The organism is Halomonas elongata (assembly GCF_029081005.1).
Classification (GTDB): domain Bacteria; phylum Pseudomonadota; class Gammaproteobacteria; order Pseudomonadales; family Halomonadaceae; genus Halomonas; species Halomonas elongata_B.
Genome location: NZ_JAJQTQ010000046.1, coordinates 1 through 12,934, shown reverse-complemented (window position 1 = coordinate 12,934; position 12,934 = coordinate 1). Strand labels below are relative to the sequence as shown.

Genomic DNA, 12,934 nt, shown 5'->3' with positions numbered 1-12,934 from the left:
TCGCCGGCAGCGGATGCGTACTTTACGGATCACGAGCCGGCTGTGCAAGCCCTTTGTGAAGAAAAGATCTCAAGGCGGTGACAATTCATCCACACCCCTGGCGACACATGGCGACTGTGGATAACGCGACCAGCGGCGACCGACGAAAACGCCCGCTCGCGGCGGGCGTCTCGATTCGGGCCAGTGGCCCCGTGTCAGGCCTTCTCGCGTGGCGAGCGAAGCTTGCGCCACATGGCCAGCACGGGGCCCGATGCGACATAGGTGCCGAACAGCAACAGCAACATCAAGGAAGGCTCGATGGAAATGACCACAAAGCCCAGCACGATGGCCAGCAACATGACGAAAGGCACGGGGCCCTTGAGGTCGATATCCTTGAAGCTGTAATAGCGAATATTGCTGACCATCAGCACACCGGCGGCCCCGACGAGGAACAGCATCCAGAGCTTGAAGCCGAAGGCCTCGGCATCGAAGCTGTGGAAGGTCCAGACACTCGCGGCCACCACGGCGGCGGCCGAGGGGCTGGGGAGACCGATGAACCATTTCTTGTCGACGCTGCCGATCTGCACATTGAAGCGCGCCAGGCGCAATGCCGCACAGGCCACGTACAGAAATGCCACTACCCAACCGGTCTTGCCGACATCTTGCAGGATCCAGATGAAGGCAACGAGTCCGGGGGCGACACCGAAGGAAAGCATGTCGGAAAGGCTGTCGTATTCGGCGCCGAAATCGCTCTGGGTATTGGTCAACCGAGCGACTCGACCATCCAGCCCATCGAGGGCCATGGCGATGAAGATCGCGATCGATGCCGCCGTGAAGTCGCCATTGATGGCGGCCACCACGGCGAAGAAGCCGGAGAACAGCGCCGATGTCGTGAACAGGTTGGGCAGCAGGTAGATACCCCTGCGCTTTACCTTCTTGCCATCCTCCAGCGCCTCCTCGACCACTTCCGACTCGCGAACGAAGGTCGTGGCCAGATCCTCGTCATTCGCTTCACGTCTTTCACGCTCGCCGTTGCTGGGGTCTTGGCTCATCTGTGTCTTCCGTTGCGGCTGAAGGTCCTTCTCATTCTACACACAGCGAGCGGGATGGCTCACGACCGAATACACAACGGGGGCACGGATCACCGCACCCCCGATGTTCAGTCGCTCGAGCGGGTCGATCAGTTCTTGCTCTTGTCGACCAGTTGGTTGGCGGCGATCCAGGGCATCATACCCCGCAGCTTCTCGCCGACCTGCTCGATCGGATGTTCCGCGTTCAGGCGACGACGCGCGGTCATGGAGGGATAGTTGGTGTTGCCCTCGTTGATGAACATCTTGGCGTATTCGCCGGTCTGGATGCGCTTGAGGGCATCACGCATGGCCTGACGGGACTGATCGTTGATGACCTCGGCACCGGTGACATACTCGCCATACTCCGCGTTGTTGGAGATGGAGTAGTTCATGTTGGCAATGCCGCCCTCGTACATCAGGTCGACGATCAGCTTGAGTTCATGCAGGCACTCGAAGTACGCCATCTCCGGGGCATAGCCCGCTTCGGTCAGGGTCTCGAAACCAGCCTTGACCAGTTCCACGGCGCCGCCGCAGAGCACCGTCTGTTCACCGAACAGGTCGGTCTCGGTCTCGTCCTTGAAGGTGGTCTCGATGATGCCGCTGCGCCCGCCGCCGATGGCCGCGGCATAGGACAGGGCCAGTTCCTTGGCGCTACCGGAGGCATCCTGATGGATCGCGATCAGATCCGGGATTCCGCCGCCGCGGGTAAACTCGGAACGCACGGTGTGTCCCGGCGCCTTGGGCGCGATCATGATCACATCCAGGTCGGCGCGCGGCTCGACCTGGTTGTAATGGATGTTGAAGCCGTGAGCGAAGGCCAGGGTCGCGCCTTCCTTCAGGTTCGGTGCGATCTGCTGCTCATAGATGGCCTTCTGGTTCTCGTCAGGCGCCAGCACCATCATCACGTCGGCGACCTGGGCGGCCTCCTCCACGGTGGCGACCTTGAGGCCGGCGGCCTCGGCCTTGGCCGCGGAGGAAGAGCCCTGGCGCAGCGCGACGGTCACATCGACACCGGATTCCTTGAGGTTGTTGGCGTGGGCATGGCCCTGGGAGCCGTAGCCCACGATGGCCACCTGCTTGCCCTGGATGAGCGAAAGATCGCAGTCCTTGTCGTAGTAAACGCGCATGGGATGCTCCTGAAAACGAGAATGAACGTGAGTGTCAGCGTCGATGGCCACCCGCGCCGTCTTGTGCGGCGCTGGGAGATTCCGGCGGGCCCTTGGCCCTGTCGATGAATCGACTCTACGCCAGGGTTCGTGTTGCGTAAAACGCTATATTTGCAATATCACATCCCGATATGTGAAATAATGGACACATGGACATGCGCCCCCTGAAACATTTCCTGACGCTCGCCGACACCCTGCATTTCGGTCGCGCCAGTGAAGCGTGCCACGTCAGCCCTTCGACACTTTCACGCTCCATCCAACAGCTGGAGGAGAGCCTGGGAGTCAGGCTGTTCGAACGCGACAATCGCCATGTGGCCTTGACCCGCCAGGGCCACAGCTTCCACGCCTACGCCCGGGACACCCTGGAGCAGTGGGAGCAGCTGCGTCAGTCGCTGATGAGCGAAGCCCATACCCTGACCGGCGAGATCAGCATCTACTGCTCGGTTACCGCCAGCTACAGCTTCCTCTATGACCTGCTCAGCGAATTTCGTACCCGCTATCCGGGCATCGAGCTGAAACTGCACACCGGCGATCCCGCCCAGGCCATGCCGCGGGTACTGGCCGGCAACGAGGACATGGCCATCACCTCGCGTCCCCGGCAGTTGCCCGAGGGGCTCGCCTTCAAGTCGCTGACCCGCTCACCGCTGGTATTCATCGCACCACGCGATGCGCATGAGTGGGTACCGGCCGATCCACGCACGCCCAGTGCGGCACAGTGGCGCAATGTACCTATGGTGCTGTCCGAATCGGGGCTGTCACGGGAAGTCAGCAATACCTGGTTCAAGGCACTGGGTATCTCGCCCCGCATCTATGCTCAGGTGGCCGGCCACGAAGCCATCGTCAGCATGGTCGGCCTGGGATTCGGTGTCGGTGTCGTACCCCGCATCGTGCTGGAGGCCAGCCCGCTGTCGGAACGCGTGCGGATCCTACCGGTCAAGCCGGAACTTCCGCATTACGATGTCGGCCTCTGCGTGCTCAACCGGCGCCTGCGAAGCCCGCTCATTCATGCCCTCTGGGACGAGGTCGAGGAGCGCAGTTGAACGTCACCTCCCGGCTTGTTCTCATCGGGAAAGGACGTCAGACTGATACAATTAGCGAGCTAATAACTACTTTCGGCATGGAGACTTCCCCATGAAGGTCGTTACCCTGGCCAGTCCAGGCGGACTGGATCGACTCCGCACGCAAGAGCATGATGCCCCCGGTGCTCCGGGACCCGGCGAGGTCAGCGTCAGAATTCGCGCCAGCTCCCTCAACTTTCATGACTACGGTGTAGTCAGCGGCGCCATGCCGACCGCAGACGGGCGGATCCCGATGTCGGACGGCGCAGGCGTGGTCGAGGCCGTCGGCGAAGGCGTCGAGACGTTCTCGGTGGGAGACTCGGTCGTTTCCACCTTCTTCCCCAGTTGGCTGACGGGGCCCGCCGAGGTCGGCGATTTCAAGACGGTTCCGGGTGATGGCGTCGATGGCTACGCTCGGGAAACGGTGATTCGTCCCCAAACCTGGTTCACGCATGCACCACGCGGCTATAGCCATGCCCAGGCGGCGACACTGACCACGGCCGGACTGACCGCCTGGCGCGCCCTGGTGGTGGAAGGCGGCCTCAAGGCCGGCGATAGCGTGCTGGTGCTGGGCACCGGCGGCGTCTCGGTCTTCGCCCTGCAGTTCGCCAAGGCCATGGGGGCCACCGTCATCGCCACCTCCTCCTCGGACGACAAGCTGGCAAGGCTCGCATCGCTCGGCGCCGACCACACCATCAATTACCGCACCCTCCCCGAATGGGGAAGCAAGGTGAGGGAGCTCACCGCAGGCCGCGGCGTGGATCACATCATAGAAGTCGGCGGACCCGGCACCCTCGCCCAGTCCATCGAGGCGGTGCGCATCGGCGGCCATATCTCGCTGATCGGCGTACTGACCGGCCGTGGTGGCGACATCCCCACGGCCAGATTGATGGCCAAGCAGGCCCGCCTGCAGGGCATCATCGTGGGCAGCCGGGCCCACCAGCAGGAGATGATTCGCGGTATCGAGGCCCTCGGCATCGAACCGATCATCGATCGACACTTCGCGCTCGAGGATATCGCCGAGGCATTCCGTCATCAGGAGTCGCAGCAGCACTTCGGCAAGATCTGCCTGGACATCTGAACGACATCACTCCCTGGCGCGACGCAAAAAAGCCGCCCCGGCGCAGGGGCGGCTCACTGGATTCCACCGCGTGGATTCACATGGCGAACGACGACAAGCCGGTCGCCGAGGCACAGCCGTCGATCACAGCGACAGCACCTTGTCGCCCCGGGCAATGCCCGAGACCCCGGTCCGCGCCACCTCATGAATGCCCACCGGCGCCATGGCCTGCAGGAAGGCATCCAGCTTCTCGGCATCGCCGGTGATCTGCACCGTGTACAGGCTCGGCGTCACGTCGACGATCTGCGCGCGGAAGATATCCACGGTGCGCTTGACCTCGTCACGCGCCGCGCCCAGCGCCTTCACCTTGACCAGCATCAGTTCGCGCTCGATGTGACTGCCTTCGGTGAGGTCGACCAGCTTGACCACGTCGATCAGCTTGTTGAGATGCTTGGTGATCTGTTCGATCACCCGGTCATCCCCCACCGTGGTCACGGTCAACCGCGAGAGGGTCTCGTCCTCGGTAGGCGCGACGTTGAGGGTTTCGATATTGAAGTTGCGTTGGGAAAACAGCCCCACCACGCGAGACAAGGCGCCCGGTTCGTTTTCCATCAGAATCGAGATGATATGGCGCATCAGCTCCGCTCCGTCTTCGAAAGCAGCATGTCACGCATGGAGCCCAGGGGCACCTGCATCGGATAGACGTGCTCGTGCGGGTCGACCATGACGTCGAGGAACACCAGCTCGTGCTTGTCGGCAAAGGTCTTCTCCAGTGCCGGCTCGAGTTCCTCCATCGTCTCCACCCGCAGCGCGGTGAAGCCATACGACTCGATCAGTTTCTGGAAATCGGGCAGCGACTCCATGTAGGAGTGCGCGTGACGCGACTTGTAGTTGAGATCCTGCCACTGGCGCACCATGCCAAGCGACGCATTGTTCAGGTTGATGATCTTCACGCCACCGCCGAACTGCTTACAGGTCGACAGTTCCTGCATCATCATCTGGAAACTGCCCTCGCCGGTCACGCAGACCACCTGCTCGTCGGGGAAGTTCTGCTTGATGCCCATGGCTGCCGGGAAGCCGAAGCCCATGGTGCCGAGCCCACCGGAGGTAATGAAGCGGTTGGGCTTGTCGAACTTGTAGTACTGGGCCGCGAACATCTGGTGCTGGCCCACGTCGGTGGTGACATAGGCCTCGCCCCGGGTCAGACGACAGATCGCCTCGATGACCTCCTGAGGCTTGAGCGCCTCGCCGGCCTTCGAAGGCTCATAGAGCTTGCCACGGCGCTCCTCGCGCCAGCCCTCGATGGTCTGCCACCATTCATCGAGAGCCTCGGCGTCGGCGATTTCCCGTCCCTGCAGCAGGCTGATCATCTCGTTGATCACGCTCTGTGCCGGGCCGACGATGGGCACGTCCGCGCGCACGGTCTTGGACACCGAGCTCGGATCGATATCGACATGGATGATCTTGGCGGTGGGACAGAACTTCGAGGTGTTGTTGGTCACCCGGTCGTCGAAGCGCGCCCCGATGGCAACGATCAGGTCGGCATGGTGCATAGCCATGTTCGACTCGTAGGAGCCATGCATGCCCAGCCAGCCGAGGCACTGGTCGTCGCTCTGCGGGAAGGCGCCGATGCCCATCAAGGTGGTGGTGATGGGATGCCCCAGCCGCTTGACCAGGTCGGTCAGCCCTTCACAGGCACGCCCGGTAACCACACCGCCGCCGGTATAGAACACCGGGCGACGCGCCTTGAGCATCAATTCCACGGCCTTCTTGATCTGGCCGGTATGGCCGCGTGCAACCGGGTTGTAGGAACGCAGCTTTACCTTTTTCGGATAGACGTATTCGTGACGCTCGGTGGGCGTGGTCATGTCCTTGGGAATGTCCACCACCACCGGGCCGGGTCGTCCGGTCGAGGCAAGATAGTAGGCCTTTCTGAGGACTTCCGGAATCTCGGACGGATGCCGGATCGAGAAGCTGTGCTTCACGATCGGGCGTGTCACGCCGACGATATCGGTTTCCTGAAAGGCATCGTCACCGATCAGGTGGCTCATCACCTGGCCACACAGCACCACCATCGGAATCGAATCCATGTAGGCGGTGGCGATGCCGGTGACGGCATTGGTGGCACCGGGCCCCGATGTGACCAGTACCGTACCGGGCTTGCCCGAAGCCCTGGCATAACCATCGGCGGCATGGGTGGCGGCCTGTTCGTGGCGCACCAGGATGTGCTTGACCTTGTCCTGACGGAACAGGGCGTCATAGATGTGTAGCGCCGCGCCGCCCGGATAGCCATAAATGTATTCGACGCCCTCATCCTGCAGGAAGCGGGCGATCATGTCCGCGCCGGAAAGCAATTCCACAGATGTTTCTCCCCTGGAGGTCTCGAGTGCAATCCGTGCCCTTCGGGGCACGAGTTCGAGTGCGGCGGTATGCCGCTGCCGGACACGCCGGCACCTGATGCCAAACCCTGGCGTTTTGAGGCCCGGTTAGGGCCAGCACTCTCTCGGGAACGCTGATCCACTGCTGCATGAATCCGCATTTCCCTCTCACGGCGGATCACCGCGTCGGGGCATTGGCCAGGTCGGGCGGTTGGCCCGGACCCGGAAGTCCTTCGGCGGGTAAAGGCCTGCGGCCTACCCTTCGCGCGGAGATGGGGGATTGCCCGCTGGGTTCCGCGCCCGTATCAGGAAGGGTCAAGATTCCAATAGCGGTCGCGGAGTGTCAACCTTGGACACTCCCTTACCCCGGAATCACCACGCGATGACGACCGCGACGACATGAAAAAACGCCCGACCGATCACGAGGATCGACGGGCGTACAAGGTCAGGACGCAACCTGAAAATCAGTGTAGACGACCCCGATGGGTCGTTGGCACGGGGCCGTCAGCGCTGGAAGACCAACCGATCTCCCTCGGCCTCGACACGAATCGTTTCGCCCGGCGAGAAATGACCGGCCAACAAGTCCTGGGCCAACGGGTTCTCGATGCGGCTCTGGATCGCCCGCTTGAGCGGGCGGGCACCGAAGACCGGATCGAAGCCGGCCGCGGCCAACTGCCCCATGGCCTCATCCGAGACCTCGAGCGAGAGATCGTGCTCGGCCAGCCGGCCACGCAGGCGATCGAGCTGAATATCGGCGATGGCCCGGATCTGCTCCTGCTCCAGGGCGTGGAAGACCACCACTTCGTCGATGCGGTTGATCAGTTCGGGCCGGAAATGGCTGCCTACCACCTCCATCACCATGGCCTTCATCTGCTCATAGTCGCTGTCGTCGCCACCCATGCGCTGGATGATGTCCGAGCCCAGGTTGGAGGTCATCACGATCACCGTGTTGCGGAAGTCCACGGTGCGTCCCTGGCCATCCGTGAGGCGACCATCCTCGAGCACCTGCAGCAGGATGTTGAAGACATCGGCGTGAGCCTTCTCGACCTCGTCGAGCAACAGCACGGAGTAGGGCTTGCGACGCACGGCCTCGGTCAGGTATCCGCCTTCCTCGTAGCCGACATAGCCGGGGGGCGCACCGATCAGCCGTGCCACCGAGTGCTTCTCCATGAACTCGGACATGTCGATGCGCACCATGGCCTCCTCGGTATCGAAGAGGAAACCCGCCAGCGATTTGCACAGTTCCGTCTTGCCCACGCCGGTGGGCCCGAGAAACAGGAAGGAGCCATTGGGTCGATGGGGGTCGGCCAGACCGGCCCGCGAACGCCGAACGGCGTTGGAAACCGCCGTGACCGCCTCATCCTGACCGATCACCCGCTCGTGCAGCGCCTCTTCCATACGCAGCAGCTTGTCGCGCTCGCCCTCGAGCATCTTGGCCACCGGGATGCCCGTCCAGCGCGAGACCACCTCGGCGATCTCCTCCTCGGTGACATTGGAACGCAGTAGCCGGTGCTCCGAGGTATCGGCCTCTTCCTCGCTGCTCTCGGCGATCTTTCGCTCGAGCTCCGGAATCACGCCGTACTGCAGCTCGGACATCCGGCCGAGATCCCCCTGGCGGCGGGCCTGTTCGAGATCGACGCGAGCGCGATCGAGTTCGTCCTTGAACTGGGCCGCTCCCTGGATACTGGCCTTCTCGGCCTTCCAGATCTCGTCGAGGTCGGCATATTCCCGCTCGAGCTCGCCGATCTGCTCCTCGAGACTCTCGAGGCGCTTGCGGGAGGCCTCGTCGGTTTCCTTCTTGAGGTGCTCGCGCTCCATCTTGAGCTGGATCAGGCGACGATCCAGACGATCCATTTCCTCCGGCTTGGAGTCGAGCTCCATGCGAATTCGGGAAGACGCCTCGTCGATCAGGTCGATCGCCTTGTCGGGCAACTGACGATCCGTGATATAGCGCGTCGACAGCTTGGCGGCGGCGATGATGGCGCCATCGGTGATATCGACACCATGGTGCACTTCGTAGCGCTCCTTGAGGCCACGCAGGATAGCGATGGTATCCGCCTCGGTCGGCTCATCCACCTGTACCTTCTGGAAACGGCGCTCCAGGGCGGCATCCTTCTCGATGTACCGGCGATACTCGTCGAGCGTCGTGGCACCCACACAGTGCAGTTCCCCGCGTGCCAACGCCGGCTTGAGCATGTTGCCGGCATCCATGGCGCCCTCGGCCTTGCCGGCACCGACCATGGTATGCAGTTCGTCGATGAACAGGATGACCCGTCCCTCTTCCTGGGACAGCTCCTTGAGCACCGCCTTGAGGCGCTCCTCGAACTCGCCGCGGAACTTGGCGCCGGCCAGCAGCGCGCCCATATCCAGCGACAGCACGCGCTTGTCCTTGAGGCCTTCAGGTACCTCGCCATCGACGATGCGCTGGGCCAGGCCTTCGACGATGGCGGTCTTGCCCACCCCGGGCTCGCCGATCAGTACCGGGTTGTTCTTGGTACGACGCTGCAGGACCTGAATGGTCCGGCGAATCTCATCATCGCGGCCGATCACCGGGTCAAGTTTGCCGCTGGTCGCCCGCTCGGTGAGATCCAGGGTGTACTTGTCCAGTGCCTCCCGCTGATCCTCGGCATTGGGATCGTCGACCCTGCTACCGCCGCGCACGCTGTCGATGGCGGTCTCCAGCGCCTTGCGGGTCACCCCGGCCTGGGTCAGCGCCTTGCTCACCGCATGACGCATCTCCAGGGCCGCAAGCAGCACCAGCTCGCTGGCGATATACTGATCGCCTCGCTTCTGGGCCTCGCGGTCGGTGAGGTTGAACAGCTTGACCAGATCCCGGGATGGCTGCACCTCGCCATCGAACTCGGCCACTCGGGGCAGATCGTCCAGATGCCCCATCAGGGCATCGCGCAGCCGCGCGGCATCGCCGCCGGCCTTCTGCACCAGCGCCTTGACGCCGGTATCGCTGGCATCCAGCAATGACAGCAGCAGATGGCCAGGCTCGAGCTGATTATGGCCGTGCCCTACCGCCAGCGACTGGGCATCGGCCACAGCGTTCTGCAACTTGGCGGTGAACTTGTCGAAACGCATTCGCTTTCCTCCATCGGGGTAACGACGCGTTCGGACGCGCCGCCTGACCCTGTCAATGTGTCTTGACACAAGAGATGGCGTCTGATGGGACGGTTTTCAAGTCAGCTGGAAGCTGGAAGCTGGAAGCTGGAAGCTGGAAGCTGGAAGCTGGAAGCTGGAAGCTGGAAGCTGGAAGCTGGAAGGCAGCATGAACACCGACAGTTCGGGGTCAAGTTTTTTCTTCCAGCTTAAAGCTTACGGCTTATAGCTCCGGGCGAAGCCCGGGAGGGTTTTCTTCAAGCTTCCAGCTTACGTCCGCTAAGCGGACGATCTTCCAGCTCCCGGCGAAGCCGGGCTAGCGAAGCCAGATCATGCTGGCCATGCGGCCGGTCATGCCGTCGTCCCGGCGGTGGGAGTAGAAGCGGGATTCGCAGGCGGTACAGAAGTGCCCGCCGCCGATATAGGAAACCCCGAGGCGCTCGAGACGCAGGCGCGCCAGCTTGTAGAGATCGGCCATGTAATGATCAAGGCGATAGGGGCTGGGATCGAAGGCTTCCAGCGCCTCCGGTTGCACGGCGACGAAGGCCTGGCGGACTTCCGGGCCGACCTCGAACTGGGCATTGGAGATCGCCGGTCCCAGCCAGGCCATCTGCGTCTCGGCGGGTACTCCCAACGCCGCTACCGTGGCCTCGAGCACGCCGCCGGCCAGGCCGCGCCAGCCGGCATGGGCCACCGCGACCCGCTGCCCGTCACGATCGCAGAAGAATACCGGGAGACAGTCGGCGGTGAGCACCACGCAGGCATGGCCACGATCCCTTGCCACCGCCGCATCCGCTTCCGGCGCATCGTCGGCGAAGTACTGCTGCACCCGCCCGCCATGCACCTGATTCAGCCACAGCAAGGGACGATCGTCGCCGATCACCTTGCTCAACTGACGCCGACATAACGATACATGATTCGGGTTGTCCCCCACGTGTCGGGCCGGGTTGAAGGCGGCGAAGGCGTCCTGGCTCGGCCCCGTCTCCCGGGTCGTGACACAGGCGGCCACCGAGTCGGGTGCCGGCCAGTCGGGACGCACCAGTGTCGGTTGAAGATCGAGGGCGTCACTCATCGCATCGTCTCCCGGTCGTCCCGGAGGAAATCGAGCAGCATCAGCAGGTCATCCGGGAGTGGCGCCCGGAAGGTCATGGTGGCACCGGTTGCCGGATGCACGAAGGCCAGTTTACGGGCATGCAGCGCCTGGCGCGGGAACTCGCGCAACACCTCCTTGAGGGTTTCCCCGGACCCGGCGGGGAGCTTCAGGCGCCCGCCATAGACTGGGTCGCCGACCAAGGGATAGCGCAGGTGTGCCATGTGCACCCGGATCTGATGCGTCCGCCCGGTTTCCAGCCGACAACGCACATGAGTATGCGCCCTGAAACGCTCGATCACGCGATAGTGCGTCACCGCAGGTTTGCCGGAGGCGTTGACCGCCTGGCGCTTGCGATCGCGAGGGTGACGGCCGATCGGCGCATCCAGGGTACCGCCTGCCGTCATCGTGCCGACGGCCACGGCATCGTATTCCCGAGACACGGTGCGGGCCTGGAGCTGTTCGACCAGGGCCGTCTGGGCGACCAGCGTCTTGGCCACCACCATCAGGCCACTGGTGTCCTTGTCGAGCCGATGAACGATGCCGGCCCTCGGTACCGCGGCAAGCGCCGGGCAATGATGCAGCAGGCCATTGAGCAGGGTACCGTCGGGATTGCCAGCGGCCGGATGCACCACCAGGCCGGGGGGCTTGTCGATGACCAGAACGTCATCATCCTCGAAGACCACTTCCAGCGGAATGTCCTCGGGTTCGAAACGGGCGTCGTCCTCGAGTTCGGCCACGAGTGCCAGCGTCTCGCCACCATGCACCTTGTCTCTGGGCCTGGCAGGCCCGCCATCGACGGTCAGCGCTCCTTCCTTGATCCAGGCCTTGAGCCGCTCCCGGGAGAAATCGCTGAACAACTCGGCGGCAGCTTGATCAAGGCGTAGACCGGCCATACTGTCGGGAATGCATTGATGGGCATCAAGGGTCTGTGGCATGAGGTCGTCAAGGGTCCGTCTGGGGAGTGGAGCGCTACCCGAAAAGCGTTGGTGCATCACATCGCGTGATGACTGCGTTTTGCCGCAAGGTGCTTTATAGTAGGCGGATTCAGGCCGATTCTAGCACGGCCGCCCAGGGTTGTTTGACACGAGGATCACGATGCGCGTTATCACGACCGGTACTCGCCTGGCCGCCATGCTGCTGGCGACCGCCCTCCTGGCCGGCTGCGCCAGCACCGAGGAAGAAGAGCAGGCTCCGGATGTCGCGGAGGGCCAGTTGTATCAAGAAGGCCGCGCCGCACTGGAAAATGGCAGTTATGTCACCGCCATCAACCGGCTGGAGGCCATCGATACCCGCTATCCCTTCGGCGAGCACGCCGAACAGGCACAGCTCGAACTGATCTACGCCTATTACGAGTCCAACGACTGGGAAGCCGCCCGCGCCGCCGCCAGTCGTTTCATCCGCCTGCACCCCGACCACCCGCAAGTCGACTACGCCTACTACATGCGTGGCCTCGCGTCCTGGGAGGCCGGCCGTTTCAGTCTCGAGTCGCTGCGCCTGATCGACATCTCCAAGCGAGATCTCGGTGCCAGCCGTGACGCCTACTCCGATTTCCGGGACCTGGTCCGCCGCTACCCGAACAGCCAGTATGCGCCGGATGCCCGTCAGCGCATCGTGTATCTGCGCAACCTCCTGGCGCGTCACGAGCTCGAAGTGGCCGACTTCTACCTGCGCAAGGGGGCCTACCTGGCCGCCGTGAAGCGGGGCCGCTGGGTCATCGAGAACTATCCCGAGGCGAAAGGCACTCGTGATGCCCTGGCGGTGATGGTCGAGGGCTATCTCGGACTGGACATGCCGGAGCGTGCCAAGGAAAGCCTTCGGGTGCTGATCGAGAACGCACCGGACCACGAGCGCCTCGACGGCCGCACCTTCGACCCGCGCTACGTCAAGGCCGACTCGATCTCGGCCTAAAAGCTGGAAGCTGGAAGCTGGAAGCTGGAAGCTGGAAGCTGGAAGCTGGAAGCTGGAAGCTGGAAGCTGGAAGCTGGAAGCTGGAAGCTGGAAGCTGGAAGCTGGAAGCTGGAAGCT

Annotated in this window: 10 protein-coding genes; 3 read left to right on the top strand and 7 right to left on the bottom strand. The window is 63.2% G+C overall.

Annotated elements, in window-relative coordinates:
- Positions 1–194 precede the first annotated feature (194 nt).
- The gene (pssA, locus tag LU493_RS19125) at positions 195–1,031 is read right to left on the bottom strand and encodes a CDP-diacylglycerol--serine O-phosphatidyltransferase (RefSeq protein WP_275289406.1); all 837 of its coding nucleotides are present in this window, start codon (positions 1,029–1,031) and stop codon (positions 195–197) included.
- Positions 1,032–1,159: 128 nt separating this feature from the next.
- Entirely contained in the window at positions 1,160–2,176 is a 1,017-nt protein-coding gene (gene ilvC / locus LU493_RS19120; protein WP_275289405.1) for a ketol-acid reductoisomerase, read from the bottom strand.
- 188 nt (positions 2,177–2,364) lie between these two features.
- Between ilvC and ilvY the strand changes: the two genes are divergently transcribed.
- Both ilvY and LU493_RS19110 read left to right on the top strand, forming a co-directional pair.
- The gene (gene ilvY / locus LU493_RS19115) at positions 2,365–3,255 is read left to right on the top strand and encodes an HTH-type transcriptional activator IlvY (RefSeq protein WP_275289404.1); all 891 of its coding nucleotides are present in this window, start codon (positions 2,365–2,367) and stop codon (positions 3,253–3,255) included.
- A gap of 91 nt (positions 3,256–3,346) precedes the next feature.
- Entirely contained in the window at positions 3,347–4,354 is a 1,008-nt protein-coding gene (locus LU493_RS19110) for a zinc-dependent alcohol dehydrogenase family protein (protein ID WP_275289403.1), read from the top strand.
- 123 nt (positions 4,355–4,477) lie between these two features.
- Here LU493_RS19110 and ilvN read toward each other — a convergent pair whose 3' ends face one another.
- The 5 genes from ilvN to rluD all read right to left on the bottom strand — a co-directional run bounded on the left by ilvN (position 4,478) and on the right by rluD (position 11,844).
- Complete coding sequence (gene ilvN / locus LU493_RS19105) at positions 4,478–4,969, bottom strand: acetolactate synthase small subunit (RefSeq protein WP_013331089.1); 492 nt, start codon at positions 4,967–4,969, stop codon at positions 4,478–4,480.
- The gene (locus tag LU493_RS19100; RefSeq protein WP_275289402.1) at positions 4,969–6,693 is read right to left on the bottom strand and encodes an acetolactate synthase 3 large subunit; all 1,725 of its coding nucleotides are present in this window, start codon (positions 6,691–6,693) and stop codon (positions 4,969–4,971) included. The genes ilvN and LU493_RS19100 overlap by 1 nt, the downstream gene beginning before the upstream one ends.
- Positions 6,694–7,215: 522 nt before the next feature.
- Positions 7,216–9,798, bottom strand: coding sequence for an ATP-dependent chaperone ClpB (gene clpB, locus LU493_RS19095; RefSeq protein ID WP_275289401.1), 2,583 nt, complete (start codon positions 9,796–9,798; stop codon positions 7,216–7,218).
- Between the two features lie 334 nt (positions 9,799–10,132).
- Positions 10,133–10,888 carry a peptidoglycan editing factor PgeF gene (pgeF, locus tag LU493_RS19090; protein WP_275289400.1) on the bottom strand — a complete coding sequence of 252 codons (756 nt, stop codon included), beginning with the start codon at positions 10,886–10,888 and terminating at the stop codon, positions 10,133–10,135.
- The gene (gene rluD / locus LU493_RS19085) at positions 10,885–11,844 is read right to left on the bottom strand and encodes a 23S rRNA pseudouridine(1911/1915/1917) synthase RluD (protein ID WP_275289399.1); all 960 of its coding nucleotides are present in this window, start codon (positions 11,842–11,844) and stop codon (positions 10,885–10,887) included. Before rluD ends, pgeF begins: the two co-directional genes overlap by 4 nt.
- Positions 11,845–12,004: 160 nt before the next feature.
- On the opposite strand from rluD, the gene LU493_RS19080 reads away from it, so the two are divergent.
- Positions 12,005–12,817, top strand: a complete 813-nt coding sequence (locus tag LU493_RS19080) for an outer membrane protein assembly factor BamD (protein ID WP_275289398.1) — start codon at positions 12,005–12,007, stop codon at positions 12,815–12,817.
- Positions 12,818–12,934: the final 117 nt, after the last annotated feature.